Here is a 20,108-nt window from a genome sequence, read left to right on the forward strand (position 1 = left end):
CTAGCGTCCGGCAAACCGCAGGCGAGACAGCTGACGCAAATCCCCTTCGACGTAATAGTCGTTGGTCCAGCTGTCATTCGCCGCCAGCGGCTGCACCTGCTTCAACGCCAGTTTTTTCGCGAAGTAGCGGAAGCGGTAATGCTCGTAGAAGCGCAGCAGCTCAAGGCCGTAACGGTCCGCCAGTTCGGTGTCGCCGCGAATGATCAGGTAGTTCTCGTCATTACCGTTGCTGGCCGAGGTGCTGAGGTTGTGGCTGCCGCTGATGATGGTCGGGCTGTCGCTGGTGAAGTCGGTGACGATCGCCTTGGTGTGCACCAGCAGGTTGCCCTTCTGGCCTTTCATGTTCTCTTTCAGCCAGCCTTCCAGCCCGGTGTTGAGCAGCGCGGTGGCGGCGAACTCAGCGGTTCGGTCAGCGTGAAACCCGGTGATGCGGCTGACCGTATTTTGCAGGCCGTAACGCAGGATGTCGTCGTGAGGCTGACCGAGCAATGCGTTGAGAATCGCGTCGGGCAAGGCGAATGCCGTGACGAACAGCACGTCTTTCCTCGCCGCGTTAATGATGTCGACGAACTCGCGCAGATCGGCACCACCACTGCGCGGCGAGAACCCGGCAAACAGCGGTTGCGCCGGGTTCATCGGGTTGTGCTGGGTGATCCAGTCCCGGGTGGCACCGACATCCGCCGGCGTTGCCCAGACCTGCTCGAACGTCTGCAGATAGCTGGCCGCGACAACGGTGTCGTCCAGCACATGCACCACGTTGGCCTGGCGGTACACGCCGTTGGCGGTGAAGTTGGTGCTGCCGCACAGCACCGCTTGCGGCTGGCGCTCACCGCCTCCGTCCAGGCGGCTGAGGACGATGAACTTGTTATGGAAAATGTTATGAGTGACCCGCCCGCGCTTGCTGGTCGACGGCAGTTTCGCAAGGCTCGCTTCGTTGATCGTCGTGTCTTCGTCGTCGGGCCGGGCGTGATACAGCACGCGCACCTGAACACCTCGTTCGAACGCCGCGTTCACCGTGTCGATGATGGCTTGTAACTGATATTCGTAGATCGCGATGTCCAGCGCCCACTGCCCGTCCACCGCACGCTCGATAAACCCCTGCAGACGCCCGAGCAGGCCGTTCTCCAGCCACTGACGCGCCGCATCGGGCCATGCTTCGATGGGCATGTTTTTGTTGGCGCTGATCTGTGCGTCGAGATCGGGAAATTTGCGCTGAAACGCCTGACTGGCAGCCACGGCGCGGTTGAAGATCACGCACTGATTGGCGGGATGACCGTCGTCGGAACAAATCGTCAGCTCCAGCGCTTCACCCAGTTGCGGCGCATCCGGCGAGCCATACGCCAGGTGCACGCGATAGTTAATCGTCATGCCTGGATTGACCGCGTAATCGGCCCAGCGAAATTTCTGCAACGGTGCCTTGTCGCTCGGCGTGGCGTGAAACTGCGGGAACGTGTGAACCTTGCCGGGAAAAGTCAGGCTGTTGAACAGGAACAGCCACGGCTTGTCGCCCTGCTGCTTTTCGATGGCAAACCCCAGCAGGCCTTTGCGCCGGGGTTCGGCGAGGTCCATGGCGAGCAGCACGCCGTTGGTGCCGGCGTAGGCCTTGACGCGAAAATCGTCCTGCGGATTGGCGACCAGTACGCGCATGATTCACTCCCTGTGATTTGGCCTCACTGCAGCATAGCTCTCAGACCGACAACAACTCGTCGATATGCCGGTAATCGGCGTCCAGTGCTGTCGCCAATTGTTTCGCGCGGCCCAGGCGAATCGGCCCGCGCTCGATATCGATCAACAGGCCCGGGCACGCAAGCCCTGGCAGTTCCGGACAGTCTTTCAACCGGCCATCGGTGATCAGCAGCAACCGTTGCTGTTCGGCGGGGAAACGCTTGCGCCGCACCGCCAGCCAATGCCCGGCTTCCGTCAGCGCCGCCATCAGTGGCGTGCCGCCTCCCGCGCCCAATCCATCGAGCCACGCGCGCAAGCCGCTGGAGGCCTTCAGCCCTTGCACCTGCCATTTCGGCGCCGCGCCGCTCGCGGTCAACAACGCAAGACGCGCGCGCTGCCGATAAGCGTCGTCGAACAGTTGCGCGAGTACGCCCTTGGCATCGATCAAGGCTTGATGGCGACGGGTCGAGGCCGAGGCGTCGACGATCACCAGCCACAGTTCATGGGGCGTGCGGGTGCGCAGTTGAAACAGCAGATCCGCCCTTGTTTTCGGACGGCCATTGAGCAAGGTTCCGGGCCAGTTCACCGAGCCACTGCGAGCCGCGTGACGCTTGCCCTGGCGACCGTTATCGAGGCGTCCGGCGCGGGGTCTGGCATTCGCCCCCGCGTCGGACCGGGGGCGAATGCCTAAGGCTTTTTTGGCCAGACAGGGACTTCGCGGCGTGCGCCGGTAGCCAGTGCCGGCGCCGGCATTTCGCCCCACTGGCCCTGCCCTTCGCTCGGCTCGGCGTTAGTGCCAGACGGCGATTGCGCCGGTGGCTGTGCAGGGGATGAAGACTGCTCGCGGCGACGATGACGCAAGGCGAACTCAGCCACAGCATCAATGTCCTGCTCGGCGATAACTTCAGCGCCGCGCCACGCCGCATGAGCCCGCGCCGCACGCAACCAGACCAGATCGGCGCGCAAACCATCGACGCCAGCCGCGAAGCAGCGCTCGGTGATCTGCGCCAACGCCGCATCATCCAGCGGAATACCCGGTAAAACCTTGCGGGCGTTCTCGCAGCGCTGACGCAGCGCTTGCTGCTCGGCTTCCCACTGCGCACAGAACGCCTGCGGATCGCTGTCGAAATCCAGCCGACGACGAATGATCTGACCACGCTCGACCGGCGCTGTGTGACCGCTCAGTGCGACGTTCAAACCAAAGCGATCCAGCAATTGCGGACGCAATTCACCCTCTTCCGGGTTCATCGTGCCGATCAATACGAACTTCGCCGAATGCCGATGGGAAATCCCGTCACGCTCGATCAGGTTGGTGCCGCTGGCAGCCACATCAAGCAGCAAATCCACCAGATGATCCGGCAGCAGGTTCACTTCATCGACATACAACACGCCGCCATCAGCCTTGGCCAGCACGCCCGGAGAAAACTGCGCACGACCGTCGCTCAATGCCGCGTCCAGATCCAACGTGCCGACCAGTCGCTCTTCCGTCGCCCCCAGCGGCAAGGTGACGAACTGACCGCTGGCCAACAGATCCGCCAGACCCCGGGCCAGCGTGGACTTGGCCATGCCACGCGGGCCTTCGATCAGCACGCCGCCGATCTTCGGATCGATGGCTGTCAGGTACAGCGCCAGTTTCAGGTCATCGGCGCCGACCACGGCGGAGAGCGGGAAATGCGGGGTGTCGGTCATGTTCAGTCTCAGCTCTCTTCTTCTATGTCCAGCAGCAGGTTTTCCAGCGCCTCTTTGTAGGCGCCCGGTTCCTGCCACATCCCGCGTTGCTGCGCTTCGAGCATGCGTTCGGTCATGTCGCGCAAGGCGTGGGGATTATGCTCGCGCACGAAGTCGCGGGTCGCCGGGTCCAGCAGATACGCATCGGCCAGCAACGCGTACTGGTGATCATCGATCAGTTGCGTGGTGGCGTCGAAGGCAAACAGGTTATCGACCGTCGCCGCCAGTTCGAACGCGCCTTTATAGCCGTGGCGCTTGATCCCGTCGATCCATTTCGGGTTCGCCGCCCGGGAGCGGATGACCCGGTTCAGTTCTTCTTTCAAGGTGCGGATCTTCGGCAGATCCGGCTGACTGTGATCTCCGTGATAACTGGCCGCTGCTTCGCCGCGCAGGCTTTCCACGGCAGCGAGCATGCCGCCCTGGAACTGGTAATAGTCGTTGGAATCGAGCAGATCATGCTCGCGGTTGTCCTGGTTTTGCAGCACGGCCTGCACCTGGCTCAGGCGCTGGACGAATTGCTCGCGGGCGGCAGTGCCTTCGTCGGAACCACCGTAAGCATAGGCGCCCCAGTTCAGGTAGACCTCGGCCAGATCCTCGCGGGTTTGCCAGAGCCGACCATCGATGGCCCCCTGCACACCCGCCCCATAAGCACCGGGTTTGGCACCGAAGATCCGCCAGCCGGCCTGACGTCGGGCAGCGTCTTCATCCAGCCCGGACTGGCGCAGCGCCTCACGTTCGGCACGCACTTTGGCGGCCAGCGGGTTGAGGTCGTCCGGCTCGTCCAGCTCCGCCACGGCTTGTACGGCGGCGTCGAACAGGCGGATCAGGTTGGCAAACGCATCGCGGAAAAATCCGGAGACCCGCAGCGTGACATCGACCCGAGGTCGGTCGAGCAGGCTCAGCGGCAGAATCTCGAAATCATCGACCCGCTGACTACCGGTGGCCCACACCGGACGCACGCCCATCAGCGCCATGGCCTGGGCGATGTCATCGCCGCCGGTGCGCATGGTTGCCGTGCCCCAAACAGAGAGGCCGAGTTGGCGCAGGTGATCGCCGTGATCCTGCAGGTGTCGCTCGAGAATCAGGGTTGCCGACTGGAAGCCGATTCGCCATGCGGTGGTGGTCGGGAGATTACGCACGTCCACCGAATAGAAATTGCGCCCGGTGGGCAGTACGTCGAGACGACCGCGACTTGGAGCCCCGCTCGGGCCGGCGGGGACGAAACGGCCGCTCAGCGCGTCGAGCAAGCCGTGCATTTCGGCCGGGCCGCAGGCATCGAGGCGTGGGGCAATCACTTCGCGCAGGTTGTCGAGGATTGCACCGACTTCAACCCAGCGCGGTCCCTGTGGGAGCGGGCTTGCCCCCGGGCGGCGATCCGACGAAAGCGATATGTCAGTGAAAGAGATATTGACTGACACGACGCCTTCGCGGGCAAGCCCGCTCCCACAGGGATTGTGCAAGGCTTGATTTTGGTTGAGTGTCTGCTCAATCAATTGCGCCGCGAACAGCTCCAGACGCTCGCGGGTATCCCCCGCCGTGCGCCAGACCTCGTCGCTGACCGACAGCAACTCCATTGGACGCGGGCCGGCCCAGGGATCAGCCAGTGCGCAATCCAGCGGATCGAACCCCAACTGAAACGCTTTGGCCAACGCCCGCAACAGACTCGACTGCGCCCCTTTGCCATCGCCACGCGGGATGCGCAGCAACGCGAGCAAGGTATCAATACGCAAACGCCCGGTCGGCGACTCACCAAAGATGTGCAGACCATCGCGGATCTGCGACTCCTTCAAGTCACACAGATAGGTGTCCAGGCGCGGCAGCCAGATCGCCGCGTCGGCATCGCTGTCGAGGGCGGCATCCAGTTGCAGTTCGCGATCGATCTGCGTGTCACGCACCAGTTGCAGAATGTCGCGCTGCAATTCCCGGGCGCGGCGCGGATCGAGCAATTGTGCTTCGTAATACTCGTCCGCCAACAGCTCCAGATTGCGCAACGGGCCGTAGGTTTCTGCGCGGGTCAGCGGCGGCATCAGGTGATCGATGATCACCGCCTGAGTGCGACGCTTGGCCTGGGCGCCCTCGCCCGGGTCGTTGACGATGAACGGATAGATATTCGGCAGCGGCCCGAGCAGCGCGTCCGGCCAGCAATTCTCCGACAGACCCACGCCCTTGCCCGGCAGCCATTCGAGGTTGCCGTGCTTGCCGACGTGGATAACGCCATGAGCCCCGTAGGTCCGGCGCAGCCAGAAATAGAACGCGAGGTACGCGTGCGGTGGCACCAGATCGGGGTCGTGATACACCGCGCTCGGATCGACCTGATAACCCCGCGCCGGTTGAATCCCGACGAAGGTCAGACCAAAACGCAGACCAGCGATCATCATCCGCCCGTCACGGCACATCGGATCGTTCTGCGGCGAACCCCAACGTTCCAGCACCGCCGCGCGATTGGCTTCGGGCAGTGCGTTGAACATCGTCAGGTAGTCGTTCATCGCCAGGCTTTGCTGGCACGGGCGCTGATCAAGGGTGTCGAGGTCATTGCTGACGCCGCCGAGCAATTGCCGGATCAGTTCGGTGCCGCTGTCCGGCAGTTCGGCCGGCAGCGGATAACCTTCGGCCTGCAACGCCCGCAGGATATTCAGCGCAGCAGCCGGCGTGTCGAGGCCGACACCGTTGCCGATGCGTCCGTCCCGGGTCGGGTAGTTGGCGAGGATCAGCGCGACGCGTTTTTCAGCGTTCGACACCCGCGCCAGTTCGACCCAGCGGCGCGCCAGTTCGGCCACGAAATCCATGCGCTCGGGTTGGGCCCGATAACACACCACATCGGACTGACTGCGCTCGCTGCGCCAGGCCAGATCCTTGAAGCTGATCGGTCGGCTGATGATCCGGCCGTCCAGCTCCGGCAATGCGATGTGCATCGCCAGATCCCGCGGACCGAGGCCCTGTTCGCTCTCGCGCCAGCCGGGTTCATTGTCCTGGGCGCAGATCGCCTGGATCACCGGAATGTTGCGACGGAATGGCCGCAGATGCGGCGCTTCCGGGCTGGACTGGGCGAAACCGGTGGTGTTCAGAATCACCGAGGCTTGGACCTCATCCAGCCAGTCCTCGACCACCGACAAGCAGCCAGGCTCTTTCAAACTGGCCACGGCAATCGGCAGCGGATTGAGTCCCGCCACCTGAAGCCGTTGGCAGAACACGTCGATAAACGCCGTGTTCGCCGCTTGCAAATGCGAGCGATAAAACAACACCGCCGCGACCGGTTGACCGGGCAGCCAATCGGCTTGCCAGTCACTCAGTGCGGCGGTGTTTTTATTCGGGTGATAAATCGCCGTGCGCGGCAGCGCTTGCGGCTCGCCCCACACGTAATCCCGCGCCAGCCAGCGATTGGCCAGGCAGCGGAAGAAATCCAGCGCATTGCCCATGCCGCCCTGACGCAAAAACTGCCAGAGCCGGTCGCGGTCTTCCGCGCCGACGGTGCTCAGGTCGCTGAGCTCCGGGTCGGGCCGATCATCGCCCGGCACCAGAATCACCTGCACGCCACGCTCGGACAACTCGACCAGCCGCTCGACGCCATAACGCCAATAGGCGATGCCGCCGTGCAGCGAAATCAGAATCACCTTGGCGTGGCGCAGCACTTCATCGACGTACAGGTCGACCGACGCATGGTTCTGCACCTGCATCGGGTTGGCCAGCCGCACGCTCGGGTAATCCTCGGGCAGTTGCTGCGCGGCTTCGGCGAGCAGCGCGAGGCTGGAATCGCCGCTGCACAGGATCACCAGTTCGGCGGGGGTTTGTCCAAGGTCGGCAATGTTGTCGTCCGACACGAAACCGCCGGGCTGGGTCCTGAGCAGGTGCATGGCTTAAACGCTGAGCGCGGCGCGTAGTTGCGCTTCGAGTTGAGCGGCATCCAGTTCCTGACCGATCAACACCAGACGCGTCACGCGCACCTCATCGGCGCCCCACTGACGGTCGAAGTGCTTGTCGAAACGTGTACCCACGCCCTGGATCAGCAGACGCATCGGCTTGTTCGGAATCGCCGCGAAGCCTTTGACCCGCAGAATGCCGTGCTGAACCACCAGTTGCGTCAGCGCGTCGAGCAACAGGCTTTCGTCGGCTTGCGGCAGTTCGATGGAGATCGAATCGAAGGCGTCGTGATCGTGGTCATCGTGATCGTCATCGCCTTCACCGTGGTGGTGATCGTGATGGCTGTGGCGGCTGTCGATGTGTTCTTCGGAGCCGGCGCCGAGGCCGATCAGCACGTCCAGCGGCAGGCTACCGTTGCTGGCTTCGATGATTTTCACCGCAGGCGGCAGCTCTTCGGCGACTTCCAAACGGACCCGCGCAAGGTCTTCAGGGCTGGTCTGGTCGGCCTTGTTGAGGATCACCAGGTCGGCGCTGGCCAGTTGGTCAGCGAACAGTTCGTGCAGCGGAGATTCGTGATCCAGGTTCGGATCGAGTTTGCGCTGGGCATCAACCTGATCCGGGAACGCGGCGAAGGTGCCAGCGGCCACGGCCGGGCTGTCGACCACAGTGATCACCGCGTCGACGGTGCAGGCACTGCGGATTTCCGGCCACTGGAAGGCTTGCACCAGCGGTTTTGGCAGGGCCAGACCCGAGGTTTCGATCAGGATGTGGTCGAGGTCGCCGCGACGGGCCACCAGTTCGCGCATTACCGGGAAGAACTCTTCCTGCACCGTGCAGCACAGGCAGCCGTTGGCCAGTTCGTAGACGCGGCCGGTGGCTTCTTCTTCGGTGCAGCCGATGGTGCATTGCTTGAGGATTTCACCGTCGATGCCCAACTCGCCAAACTCGTTGACGATCACCGCGATGCGGCGGCCCTGAGCATTGTCGAGCATGTGCCGCAGCAAGGTGGTTTTGCCCGAGCCGAGGAAGCCGGTGACGATGGTGACGGGGAGTTTGGCCAGTGTTTTCATCGGATGCCCTTTGGCAAGGTGGCGGGCATACGGGACGAGACCGGCAACGCGGGTGCGTGCCTGGAGAGTTCGCCACCGGATCACCCCGCCCGGTTGAAAGTGAGAATCTGTGACGAGGCAGGTCTCCTGGCTGACGGTGTTCGGGCCTTGGCCCGGTATTCGCTGCGCCTTCCCGCTGGCTCTGGATTGAGTTGGCAGTGGCGTGGCAGCGAACAGCACCGTTCACAGTTGCGGGGGCAGCCGCGGCTTGGACCGCGTTCCCTTCTTAGCTTCGGCGTGGGCCGAAGAACCTCGAAAGCGCAAGGCTACGCATGGGTTCGTGATGGGTCAATGGCCGTTGTTTTTTGGTTTTGGGATTTGTGAGCATATCCGTTGCTGCGGTAACGGCTTCTTAGGGTTCCGCCCTTACGGCGGGTCACTTTTTCCAAACGCCGAAAAAGTAACCAAAAAGGCTGAGCCCCGGCGTACGGCACTTCGCTTAGGCTCAGTGTTCCCTCGCTACGGTGTCCATCAGGGGGCATCGCCTACGGTTTGCTTCGCTGCACCTCCTCTCGATGTATGCGGCTTCGCCGCACGGCGCTGCGCGCCTACCCCCTGATGGACACCTCCGCTCGGCCTGCCGAAGGGGCTAAAGATCAAAAGCTAGAGCCAGAGCCAGAGCTAGAGCAAAAGCCAGATCAAGAGCCCCCTCACCCTAGCCCTCTCCCGGAGGGAGAGGGAACTGACCGAGGTGCTTGCGGGAGCTACGCCGACGTGCAATACCGAGTCGACCTCAGGCTTTGAAAAGCACAAAAATCGGCTCCCTCTCCTCGGGGAGAGGGCTGGGGTGAGGGGTAAACCCACCAAAAAACCAAAGCCGAACACCCGCCCCTCACCACTCAACACGATGAGCGTTAGCTCGAGTACCGCTTTTGATCGCAGGGCCCGTCGGCAGGCTGAGTGGAGGGATTGATCCGGGGGTGGGAGCGTAGCGACCGTTTGGCGAAGCCAAACACATCGAGAGGAGGTGCAGCGAAGCAAACCGTAGGCGATGCCCCCGGATCAATCCCGGAGCGAAGGAACCACGAGCCTCAGCGAGGGGCCGTACGTCAGGGTTAGAGACCTTTTGGTTACTTTTGGGGCGTTTGCCAAAAGTGACCCGCCGTAAGGGCGGAACCCTAAGAGGCCGTTACCACAGCAACGGATCTGCCCACAAAATTGACTAAATTCCCCAACCCATGGTCTCCTACACAACTTGTTACGGGTGCCCTTCACAGGGTGAAACGGGAAACCGGTGAATCATGTGCTTTACTCTAAAGCCATGTCAGTCCGGTGCTGCCCCCGCAACGGTAAGCGAGCGAAGCGTCAGATCCACTGTGCCCACAGGCATGGGAAGGTGACGCTTGCAGGTCGGCCAGACGCCAACCCCTCGTGAGCCCGGAGACCGGCCCGCAACACACAGTGCGCGTCTTGCGTTACTGAACATAACAAACCCGCGGTGGGCGGGCGCTGTTCGAACCTCTGCGTGCCCGGCCGCAGGGGTTTTCATGCGCTCTATTCACCCGCTGACACTCCAGAGGGAAGCGCCATGTCGATCATCAGCAGCACCGGCAGCAATTCGGACAAGATCTCCAGCACCACCACCCTGAGCCAACGCCTGACCGCCGCCGTCTGCGCGTCGATTCTCGGTGCGTGCCTTGTGTATTTCGCCGGTTTCTCGCACATCGAAGCGGTACACAACGCCGCCCACGATACCCGCCACAGCGCCGCGTTCCCGTGCCACTGAGACCTGACGACATGATCAAGCGTATTGCGCAGACCGCAGGTTTCACCGGCCTTCTGGCCGCCCTGCTCCTGACGTTGCTGCAAAGCTTCTGGGTTTCGCCGCTGATTTTGCAGGCCGAAACCTTCGAGAAAGCCGAACCGGTTGCCGAAGTTCACGAACACGCCGCCGGCACCGCCGCCCACACCCACGATGCCGAAGCCTGGGAGCCGGAAGACGGCTGGCAGCGCGTGGTCTCCACCACCGGCGGCAATCTGGTGGTTGCCGTGGGTTTCGCCCTGATGCTGGCGGGCCTGTACACCCTGCGTGCGCCGACCAAGACTTCGCAAGGCCTGCTCTGGGGCCTGGCCGGTTACGCGACCTTCGTGCTCGCCCCGACCATGGGCCTGCCACCTGAGCTGCCGGGCACTGCCGCTGCGGATCTGGCCTCGCGGCAGATGTGGTGGATCGGCACTGCGGCCTCCACCGCTGTCGGCCTGGCCTTGATCGCGTTCAGCCGTAACTGGCTGATGAAGATCCTCGGCGTGGCGATCCTTGCCGTGCCGCACGTGATCGGCGCGCCGCAACCGGAAGTGCATTCGATGCTCGCCCCGGAAGCCCTCGAAGCCCAGTTCAAAATCGCTTCGCAGCTGACCAACGTCGCGTTCTGGCTGGCCCTGGGCCTGATCAGCGCCTGGTTGTTCCGCCGCAAAAGCGAAGGTCAGTACCACGCATGACCAATGACAGCGCAGCGCCGACCTTCGTGGTCGGCCTGGGCTGCCAGCGCGGCTGCCCGGCCAGCACGCTGCGTGCATTGCTTGATCAGGCGTTGCAGGCGCATCGAATTGATCTTGAGAAGGTCAAGGCGCTCGCCAGCATCGACCTCAAGCGCGATGAACCCGGTTTGCAGGAACTCGCCGCCCAACTGGCGCTGCCGTTGCTGTATTTCAGCAGCGAGGAACTGGCCAGTTATCAGCAACGTTTGAGTCACCATTCGCAGATCGCCTTCGAACGCACCGGTTGCTACGGCGTAGCGGAAAGTGCTGCTCTGGCGCTCGCCGAACAGTTGATCAGCGGCCCGGCAAAACTGCTGATTTCCCGGCAAAAGTACGCTCAGGCAACTCTGGCATTGGCCGGCGCGGCGTAAAATCCCGATAATCCCCGCTTTCGATCATGAGCATTCTTCATCTGAAAGGCTTGTGAAGCACCGCCCTGCCCCTTTTCTACAGGATCCAACGATGACCGTTTACTTCATCGGCGCCGGCCCCGGCGACCCGGAATTGATCACTGTCAAAGGCCAGCGGCTGATCCGCAGTTGCCCGGTGATCATCTACGCAGGTTCGCTGGTGCCGACGGCGGTGCTGGAAGGTCATTGCGCTGAAACCCTGGTCAACAGCGCCGAGCTGCACCTGGAACAGATCATCGACCTGATCAAGACCGCCCATGCCAAGGGCCAGGACGTGGCGCGGGTGCATTCGGGGGATCCGAGTCTGTATGGCGCCATTGGCGAGCAGATTCGTTATTTGCGCGAGCTGGATATTCCGTTCGAGATCATTCCCGGCGTGACCGCCACCGCCGCGTGCGCCGCGCTGTTGGGCGCCGAACTGACCCTGCCGGACATCTCGCAAAGCGTGATTCTGACCCGTTATGCCGACAAGACCGCGATGCCTGCCGGCGAAGAGCTCGGCAACCTGGCGCAGCACGGGGCGACCATGGCGATTCATCTGGGGGTCAATCATCTGGAGAAGATCATTGCCGAACTGCTGCCGCATTACGGCACGGATTGCCCGATCGCGGTGATTCACCGGGCGACGTGGCCGGATCAGGACTGGGTGACAGGGACGCTGGAAGATATTGCCGAGAAGGTGGCGGCGAAGGGGTTTCGGCGTACGGCGTTGATTCTGGTAGGGCGGGTGTTGGGTAGCGATCACTTTAGCGAGTCGTCGCTGTATCGCGCGGGGCATGCGCACCTGTACAGACCGTGAATGGGACGCGGAGCGTCCACGGCTGCATTCCCACGCAGAGCGTGGGAACGATCAATTGAATCTCACGCATAAAAAAACGGCGCTCACGGGGCGCCGTTTTTCATGCCGCAGCGAACACCTTAGTAGTAGGCGTTTTCTTTCTGCGTGTGGTCGGTCACGTCGCGAACGCCCTTGAGCTCCGGAATACGCTCGAGCAGGGTGCGCTCGATGCCTTCCTTCAGGGTCACGTCCGCCTGGCCGCAGCCCTGGCAACCGCCGCCGAACTGCAGCACGGCAATGCCGTCTTCAACGACGTCGATCAGGCTGACCTGACCGCCGTGGCTGGCCAGCCCCGGGTTGATTTCGGTTTGCAGGTAGTAGTTGATGCGCTCGTTGATCGGGCTGTCGGCGTTGACCATCGGGACTTTGGCGTTTGGCGCCTTGATGGTCAGCTGGCCGCCCATGCGGTCGGTGGCGTAGTCGACGACGGCATCATCGAGAAACGCTTCGCTAAACGAGTCGATGTAAGCGGTGAAGCTTTTCAGCCCCAGCGCCGTGTCTTCAGGTTTCTCTTCGCCCGGCTTGCAGTAGGCAATGCAGGTTTCGGCGTACTGGGTGCCAGGCTGGGTGATGAAAACGCGGATGCCGATGCCCGGGGTGTTCTGCTTGGAGAGCAGATCGGCCAGGTAATCATGGGCGGCGTCGGTAATGGTAATAGCGGTCATGGAGACTCCTCGCAGGCTTGAGGCGGAGTTTACGCCAATCGGCGCGCGGCACAAAGTCCTAGTATTTACGTAGGAATAGTTCGCAAATCGGCTAGGTGCCAGGTTCACCGTCAATCCGCGCTTTAAGCCATTGATAACTGCGTTTTTCCACCCATTCGTAGCTCAGCCACGAACCGATAGCGATGGCCAGCGCACAGACGACAAACATCAAATACGGGTTGATCCCGTAGCGTCGGGCCAGATAACCGCCGGCCGACAGCACCAGCACGTGCATCAGATACACCGAGTACGAACAGTCACCCAGCAGCTTGAGCAGCCTGTTGCGCTCGACATGCCGCTCCAGCGCCATACTGGCCATGACCAGCACCGCACTGGGCACGCCCCAGTTCAGCAATCGGGGTTCCGGCGGCAGGTGATAGATCGCCAGCAACGCCGCGCCGATCCCCAATAAGGGCAGCCAAAGCGCCGGCCCGATCCAGCCGCGACGGTAAAGCATGCCGATGCCGATCCCCAGCAGGAACTCATAAACGATGTCCGAGCGATAAAACTCGCTGACCCAGCCAAACCCGGTCCAGGCCTGACACACCGCAAACAGCAGCGCCGCAACCACCAGCAAACGTACTTGCAGCCGGAACAGCAGCGCCCAGGCGAACAGCACGTAGAACAGCATTTCGTAATTCAGGGTCCAGCCGACATTCAGGGTCGGATAGATCCCGTAGCCGCCGGGGTTTTCCGTCGGGATAAACAGCAACGACAGCAGCAAATGACTCCAGTCCACCGTCTGATCCGGCAGCAACGGCCGGGCGAACACCACCAGCAACGCCATGAGCACCGTGTAGAGCCAATACGCCGGGACAATACGGAACAGTCGATACAACAGAAACCGCGCCGGCGGCAGTGCCTTGCCTTCGGTGGACAGGAAAATCACCAGCCCGCTGATCACGAAAAAGATATCGACGCCCACGGCGCCCTTGTCGATGAACAGCTGCCCTATTGGCCCGCGCGCCTCGAAATCGAAGAAAATCTGCATGAAGTGATGGCAGACCACCGCCCACGCGGCGAGCGCTCGCAGGGCCTGCACTGAAATCAACATCGATGGCGCTCCCGATCCCGTACTTCACAGGATTGGGACAACCGCCATCGCTCAAACGATCAAAGATTCTCGTACCGGTTCATGTCCAGCACGCCCTCTTCCACCGGATCGGTTTCGTGGATGTACTGGCTCAGGTCATGGAAATAGAACCAGAACTGCGGATGGCTGCGGCGGATGCCCCAACGTTCGACGATTTTCTCGAACTGCGCCGCGTCCCTTGCACTTTCCATGGCGTCGACAAACGCCGGCACCTGATCCGCCGGGATGTTGAACATGAAATTCGGGTAGCTGCTGAGCACGCCCGGATAAATCGTCAGCGTGTCCAGCCCCGGCTGATAACGCAGGGATTCACCGAGCAGGAACGCCACGTTGCTGTGGGCGCGGTTGCGCAGCAGGCTGTAGACCTCGCGTTTGCCGCTGCGGGTTTCGACCCGCAGCATCGTCGCTTCCGGCAATTGATCGATCACTTTCAGGCCCGCTGCCGGGCGCGAGGTCAGGCGACTCAGCGCCTGCTCGGCGTTCTGCAGGGCCGGGTCGATGTTCGGGCGTGAGCAATAGGCATCTTCGCAGCGGTTGATCGGATCCGGACGCGCGTTGAGATCGCCGTAACGCGCCAGCAATTGCATGGCGAAATCGCGTTTCGGGTCTTTCTCGTCGAGTTTCAACGCAGTCGGCTTGTCGTCGTCGATGGCTTCGTAATCGAGCCACATCTTGAACTGGCCGCTGCTCTGGTACCAATCGTCGAGGTAACTCTCGCGGGAATCGGCAGGCATCAGGCGCAGGAAGTTCTGTTCTGCGCCGTTGCGGATCAGGTCGAAATACAGGCGCGTTTGCGCCTGATGGGAGACATTGCCGAACACATCGAAATTCACCGCCAGCTGGTAATAAGTGCGCTCCAGCAGCGGATAGTCGAACAGCCACATGGTCTGCGGCACTTCGCCGATCAAGCCTTTGGTCACCGAAGCGCTGTCGAAGTGGCGGAAGATGCTGAGCAAGGCGTTGTCGTTGCCGGCCCAGAGGGTCGACCAGCTCGGCGCCGGCAGGTCGGCGTAGCTGTCACGGCGCAGGGCTTCGTACTGGTTTCGCTTGTTGCGGTAGTTGTGCCACAGGCTCAGGACACTGCCGACATCGTCGTTCTGCCCCGGCATGGCCAGCAACGGCGTGGCCTGGCCGCGATAGTTCGGGTCGGTGATGTACAGGTCGTGTTCCGGTGCCTGGAACAGCGCCCAGAAGTTGTCGCGGATCACGTCGGTCGCGATCTGCCCACGGCACACCGGGCCGCGAATGAAGGTGCGCACGAAGTATTCGGCGTTATCGAGCATGAACTGATAACGCGCCTGCGCCGGGATCGCCTCGAAGGTCGCGAACGGGTTGGCCCGGCTCTGCGGCCCATAGCCCGGCAAGGCATTGACCTGCCAGTTGCCGTTGTAGAACAGGCTTTTGACCCGCGCCATCTTCGCCGCGCTCAGCGGATAAGTGATGTGGGTCTTGTGCACGATCACGCCCTGCACCGGCCACAGGCGGTAATACACCTGGGTGCCCGGATCGTCGTTCGGGCGGCGCGTGGCGATCAGATCGATCGGCTGGCCGGTCGGCGTGCGCGAACGCACCCACTGGAAGTAATGCCCCGGCTCGCCGTCCTTGAAATAGAGGTGCGCCAGGAACCAGTGCTCGTACAGCCAGCGCCCGACCAGACTTTCCCGTGCGCCGGGCTGGTTGAGCAGGTTTTCCCACTGGACGATCTGCATCGCTTCCCTGGTGCTCGGCGCCAGACCTTGCTCGTCGATAGGGGCGCCGGATGCCAGCCAGCGTTGCAGCGTCTGGTATTGCTGATCGGTCAGGCCGGTCACCGCCAGCGGCATGCCCTCTTTCGGATGGGCGCCGGCGTAGCCGTCAAACTCGGCAGGCATCGCGCACAGGTTCTCGCGGTTGAGGCCCAGCACGATGTCTTCCGGCAGTTTGGCGTTGGGTGTCAGCGGCGTTTTGTGTCCCAACTCCAGCATGCGTGCCATCAGAGCGGCCTGACTGCCTTGGGCGTCGAGTACCGAATAAAAGTCCTTTTGCTGCCAGGCGCGTTTGCCGAAGGCGTCGTAGAACAGCCGCGTGGTCGGTGCCGCCTGGGTGCGTTCGCCATCGTAGACCGGCATCTTGCTCGCGCCACGGGCCGCGCCTTCGCCGCTGCCCAGGTTCAACTGACAGGCAGAGTCGTAGCACGCATGGCAGGCCACGCACTTCTCGGTGAAGATCGGCTGGATGTCTCGGGTGTAGGAGATAGAAGAAGAAATAGCGGGACTCTGCGCCGCCGCGCCAAAGCTTAAAAACAGCAATGCAATGCTGATGACGCGGTACGACATGTCCCTGATCCTGATCCTGAAGAAAAACGCCGCGATTCTACCGTTATGACGCCCGTACCAACATGAGCGATATTCATGCAAAAGCTCGACATGCTCTAAAACCGCACAGGTTTGTTATGATCCCGGCCCTTCGTCATGGTCTTTTTCGAGTAGTCCCAATGTCCGATCGCAGCGTTCGCCTTCAAGATCTCAAGCAAGCTCTCAAAGAGCGCATCCTGATTCTCGACGGCGGCATGGGCACGATGATCCAGAGCTACAAGCTCGAAGAGCAGGATTATCGCGGCAAACGCTTCGCCGACTGGCCGAGCGACGTCAAGGGCAACAACGACCTGCTGGTCATTACCCGTCCTGACGTGATCGGCGGTATCGAGAAAGCCTACCTGGATGCCGGCGCCGACATCCTCGAGACCAACACCTTCAACGCCACCCGCATTTCCATGGCTGACTACGGCATGGAAGAACTGGCCTACGAACTCAACGTAGAAGGCGCACGACTGGCGCGCAAGGTCGCTGACGCCAAGACCGCCGAGAACCCGGACAAGCCGCGTTTCGTCGCCGGCGTGCTCGGCCCGACCAGCCGCACCTGCTCGCTGTCGCCGGACGTCAACAACCCGGGCTATCGCAACGTCACCTTCGATGAGCTGGTGGAAAACTACACCGAGGCCACCAAAGGCCTGATCGAGGGCGGCGCCGACCTGATCCTGATCGAAACCATCTTCGACACCCTCAACGCCAAAGCCGCGATCTTCGCCGTGCAAGGCGTGTTCGAAGAACTGGGCTTCGAGTTGCCGATCATGATCTCCGGCACCATCACCGACGCCTCCGGCCGGACCCTGTCGGGCCAGACCACCGAAGCGTTCTGGAACTCCGTGGCCCACGCCAAGCCGATTTCGGTGGGCCTGAACTGCGCCCTCGGCGCCCGCGAACTGCGTCCGTACCTGGAAGAGCTGTCGGACAAGGCCAGCACCCACGTTTCGGCGCACCCGAACGCCGGCCTGCCGAACGAATTCGGCGAGTACGACGAGCTGCCGGTGGACACCGCCAAAGTCATCGAAGAATTCGCCCAGAGCGGTTTCCTCAACATTGTCGGCGGTTGCTGCGGCACCACGCCGGGCCATATCGAAGCCATCGCCAAAGCTGTCGCCGGTTACGCGCCACGGCAGATTCCGGACATTCCCAAGGCCTGCCGCCTGTCGGGTCTGGAACCGTTCACCATTGATCGCAGCTCATTGTTCGTCAACGTCGGCGAGCGGACCAACATCACCGGTTCCGCAAAATTCGCCCGCCTGATCCGTGAAGACAACTACACCGAAGCCCTGGAAGTCGCCCTGCAACAGGTCGAGGCCGGCGCCCAGGTGATCGACATCAACATGGACGAGGGGATGCTCGATTCGAAGAAGGCCATGGTGACCTTCCTCAATCTGATTGCCGGCGAGCCGGACATCTCCCGCGTACCGATCATGATCGACTCCTCGAAGTGGGAAGTGATCGAAGCCGGCCTCAAGTGCATTCAGGGCAAGGGCATCGTCAACTCGATCAGCATGAAAGAAGGCGTCGAGCAGTTCATCCACCACGCCAAACTGTGCAAGCGCTACGGCGCCGCCGTGGTGGTGATGGCGTTCGACGAAGCCGGCCAGGCCGATACCGAAGCGCGCAAGAAAGAAATCTGCAAACGCTCCTACGACATTCTGGTCAACGAAGTCGGCTTCCCGCCGGAAGACATCATCTTCGACCCGAACATCTTCGCCGTAGCCACCGGCATCGAAGAACACAACAACTACGCTGTGGACTTCATCAACGCCTGTGCCTACATCCGCGACGAGCTGCCGTACGCCCTGAGCTCCGGCGGTGTGTCCAACGTGTCGTTCTCGTTCCGTGGCAACAACCCGGTGCGCGAGGCGATTCACTCGGTATTCCTGCTGTACGCGATCCGCGCCGGTCTGACGATGGGCATCGTCAACGCCGGTCAGCTGGAGATCTACGACCAGATCCCGCAGGAACTGCGCGACGCCGTTGAAGACGTGATCCTCAACCGCACGCCGGAAGGCACCGACGCCCTCCTCGCCATCGCCGACAAGTACAAGGGCGACGGCAGCGTCAAGGAAGCCGAGACCGAAGAATGGCGCAGCTGGGACGTCAACAAACGTCTGGAGCATGCGCTGGTCAAGGGCATCACCACCCACATCGTCGAAGACACCGAAGAATCCCGTCAGTCGTTCGCGCGCCCGATCGAAGTGATCGAAGGCCCGCTGATGTCCGGCATGAACATCGTCGGCGACCTGTTCGGGGCCGGCAAAATGTTCCTGCCACAGGTGGTGAAATCCGCCCGTGTGATGAAACAGGCCGTGGCCCACTTGATCCCGTTCATCGAACTGGAAAAAGGCGACAAGCCGGAAGCCAAGGGCAAGATCCTGATGGCCACCGTGAAAGGCGACGTGCACGACATCGGCAAGAACATCGTCGGCGTGGTGCTGGGTTGCAACGGCTATGACATCGTCGACCTCGGCGTGATGGTCCCGGCCGAGAAAATCCTGCAGGTGGCCAAGGAGCAGAAATGCGACATCATCGGCCTGTCCGGCCTGATCACTCCTTCGCTGGATGAAATGGTCCACGTAGCCCGCGAGATGCAGCGCCAGGACTTCCACCTGCCGCTGATGATCGGCGGCGCGACCACCTCCAAGGCGCACACGGCGGTGAAGATCGAGCCGAAGTACAGCAACGACGCGGTGGTCTACGTGACCGACGCCTCCCGCGCCGTGGGCGTGGCGACACAGCTGCTGTCCAAGGAACTGAAAGCCGGTTTCGTCCAGAAGACCCGCGAAGAGTACATCGACGTCCGCGAACGCACCGCCAACCGCAGCGCCCGTACCGAACGCCTGAGCTACGCCGCCGCGATCGCGAAAAAACCGCAGTTCGACTGGGCCACCTACACCCCGGTCAAGCCGACTTTCACCGGCACCCGCGTGCTGGACAACATCGACCTCAACGTACTGGCCGAATACATCGACTGGACGCCGTTCTTCATCTCCTGGGATCTGGCCGGCAAGTTCCCGCGCATCCTCGAAGACGAAGTGGTAGGCGAAGCAGCGACCTCGCTGTACAAGGACGCCCGCGAGATGTTGACCAAGCTGATCGACGAGAAGCTGATCAGTGCCCGTGCAGTGTTCGGTTTCTGGCCGGCCAATCAGGTGCACGACGACGATATCGAGCTGTACGGCGATGACGGCAAGCCTATGGCCCGTCTGCATCACCTGCGTCAGCAAATCATCAAGACCGACGGCAAACCGAACTTCTCCCTGGCCGACTTCGTCGCGCCGAAGGACAGCGAAGTGACCGACTATGTCGGTGGTTTCATCACCACCGCCGGCATCGGCGCCGAAGAAGTGGCCAAGGCTTATCAGGACGCTGGCGACGACTACAACTCGATCATGGTCAAGGCCCTGGCCGACCGTCTGGCCGAAGCCTGCGCCGAGTGGCTGCACCAGCAGGTGCGTAAAGAGCACTGGGGCTACGCCAAGGATGAAGTCCTCGACAACGAGGCGCTGATCAAAGAGCAGTATTCCGGCATCCGCCCTGCCCCTGGCTACCCGGCGTGCCCGGATCACACCGAGAAGGCCACGCTGTTTGCCCTGCTCGACCCTGAGGCCCAGGAAATGCGCGCCGGTCGCAGCGGCGTGTTCCTCACCGAGCACTACGCGATGTTCCCGGCGGCAGCGGTCAGCGGCTGGTACTTCGCCCATCCGCAGGCGCAGTATTTTGCCGTGGGCAAAATCGACAAGGATCAGGTGCAGAGCTACACCTCGCGCAAAGGCCAGGAACTGAGCCTGACCGAACGCTGGCTGGCGCCGAACCTCGGCTACGACAACTGATTGACGCAATAGAGCCCCTGTCTCGGATGCACTGAGACAGG

13 protein-coding genes and 2 riboswitches are annotated in these 20,108 nt (G+C 62.1%); of the genes, 5 read left to right on the top strand and 8 right to left on the bottom strand.

Going from position 1 to position 20,108, the window contains the following annotated elements; genetic code table 11:
• The 5 genes from ABFB52_RS16155 to cobW are packed head-to-tail and all read right to left on the bottom strand — an operon-like array spanning window position 1 to window position 8,321.
• The gene (locus ABFB52_RS16155; protein ID WP_129973280.1) at window positions 1–1,647 is read right to left on the bottom strand and encodes a phospholipase D-like domain-containing protein; all 1,647 of its coding nucleotides are present in this window, start codon (window positions 1,645–1,647) and stop codon (window positions 1–3) included.
• Between the two features lie 40 nt (window positions 1,648–1,687).
• Window positions 1,688–2,371, bottom strand: coding sequence for a VWA domain-containing protein (locus tag ABFB52_RS16160; protein ID WP_165369541.1), 684 nt, complete (start codon window positions 2,369–2,371; stop codon window positions 1,688–1,690).
• A complete protein-coding gene (locus ABFB52_RS16165) occupies window positions 2,353–3,354 on the bottom strand; it encodes an AAA family ATPase (protein WP_129973282.1) in 1,002 nt (333 codons plus the stop codon). Before ABFB52_RS16165 ends, ABFB52_RS16160 begins: the two co-directional genes overlap by 19 nt.
• Window positions 3,355–3,362: 8 nt before the next feature.
• A complete protein-coding gene (gene cobN / locus ABFB52_RS16170) occupies window positions 3,363–7,244 on the bottom strand; it encodes a cobaltochelatase subunit CobN (protein WP_129973283.1) in 3,882 nt (1,293 codons plus the stop codon).
• 3 nt (window positions 7,245–7,247) lie between these two features.
• Entirely contained in the window at window positions 7,248–8,321 is a 1,074-nt protein-coding gene (cobW, locus tag ABFB52_RS16175; RefSeq protein ID WP_129973284.1) for a cobalamin biosynthesis protein CobW, read from the bottom strand.
• Window positions 8,322–8,419: 98 nt separating this feature from the next.
• Window positions 8,420–8,630: riboswitch (cobalamin riboswitch) on the bottom strand.
• 915 nt (window positions 8,631–9,545) lie between these two features.
• A riboswitch (cobalamin riboswitch) is annotated at window positions 9,546–9,768 on the top strand.
• Window positions 9,769–9,888: 120 nt separating this feature from the next.
• On the opposite strand from cobW, the gene ABFB52_RS16180 reads away from it, so the two are divergent.
• The 4 genes from ABFB52_RS16180 to cobM all read left to right on the top strand — a co-directional run bounded on the left by ABFB52_RS16180 (window position 9,889) and on the right by cobM (window position 12,047).
• Window positions 9,889–10,086 carry a CbtB domain-containing protein gene (locus ABFB52_RS16180; RefSeq protein ID WP_007959524.1) on the top strand — a complete coding sequence of 66 codons (198 nt, stop codon included), beginning with the start codon at window positions 9,889–9,891 and terminating at the stop codon, window positions 10,084–10,086.
• An 11-nt stretch (window positions 10,087–10,097) separates the two neighbouring features.
• Window positions 10,098–10,799, top strand: a complete 702-nt coding sequence (locus ABFB52_RS16185; protein ID WP_115078119.1) for a CbtA family protein — start codon at window positions 10,098–10,100, stop codon at window positions 10,797–10,799.
• Window positions 10,796–11,209 (top strand): cobalamin biosynthesis protein, encoded by a 414-nt coding sequence (locus tag ABFB52_RS16190; RefSeq protein ID WP_085745495.1) that lies wholly within the window; start codon window positions 10,796–10,798, stop codon window positions 11,207–11,209. Before ABFB52_RS16185 ends, ABFB52_RS16190 begins: the two co-directional genes overlap by 4 nt.
• 91 nt (window positions 11,210–11,300) lie before the next feature.
• Window positions 11,301–12,047, top strand: coding sequence for a precorrin-4 C(11)-methyltransferase (cobM, locus tag ABFB52_RS16195; RefSeq protein WP_129973507.1), 747 nt, complete (start codon window positions 11,301–11,303; stop codon window positions 12,045–12,047).
• Between the two features lie 119 nt (window positions 12,048–12,166).
• On the opposite strand, the gene nfuA is transcribed toward cobM, so the two are convergent.
• The 3 genes from nfuA to ABFB52_RS16210 all read right to left on the bottom strand — a co-directional run bounded on the left by nfuA (window position 12,167) and on the right by ABFB52_RS16210 (window position 16,198).
• The gene (gene nfuA / locus ABFB52_RS16200) at window positions 12,167–12,751 is read right to left on the bottom strand and encodes a Fe-S biogenesis protein NfuA (protein ID WP_007959519.1); all 585 of its coding nucleotides are present in this window, start codon (window positions 12,749–12,751) and stop codon (window positions 12,167–12,169) included.
• A 91-nt stretch (window positions 12,752–12,842) separates the two neighbouring features.
• Complete coding sequence (locus tag ABFB52_RS16205; protein WP_085745493.1) at window positions 12,843–13,844, bottom strand: acyltransferase; 1,002 nt, start codon at window positions 13,842–13,844, stop codon at window positions 12,843–12,845.
• Between the two features lie 59 nt (window positions 13,845–13,903).
• Complete coding sequence (locus tag ABFB52_RS16210) at window positions 13,904–16,198, bottom strand: fatty acid cis/trans isomerase (RefSeq protein WP_129973508.1); 2,295 nt, start codon at window positions 16,196–16,198, stop codon at window positions 13,904–13,906.
• Between the two features lie 158 nt (window positions 16,199–16,356).
• On the opposite strand from ABFB52_RS16210, the gene metH reads away from it, so the two are divergent.
• Window positions 16,357–20,067 carry a methionine synthase gene (gene metH, locus ABFB52_RS16215; RefSeq protein WP_129973509.1) on the top strand — a complete coding sequence of 1,237 codons (3,711 nt, stop codon included), beginning with the start codon at window positions 16,357–16,359 and terminating at the stop codon, window positions 20,065–20,067.
• Window positions 20,068–20,108: the final 41 nt, after the last annotated feature.

It is taken from the genome of Pseudomonas sp. 9.2(2024) (assembly GCF_039695385.1).
Lineage (GTDB): Bacteria > Pseudomonadota > Gammaproteobacteria > Pseudomonadales > Pseudomonadaceae > Aquipseudomonas > Aquipseudomonas paraglycinae.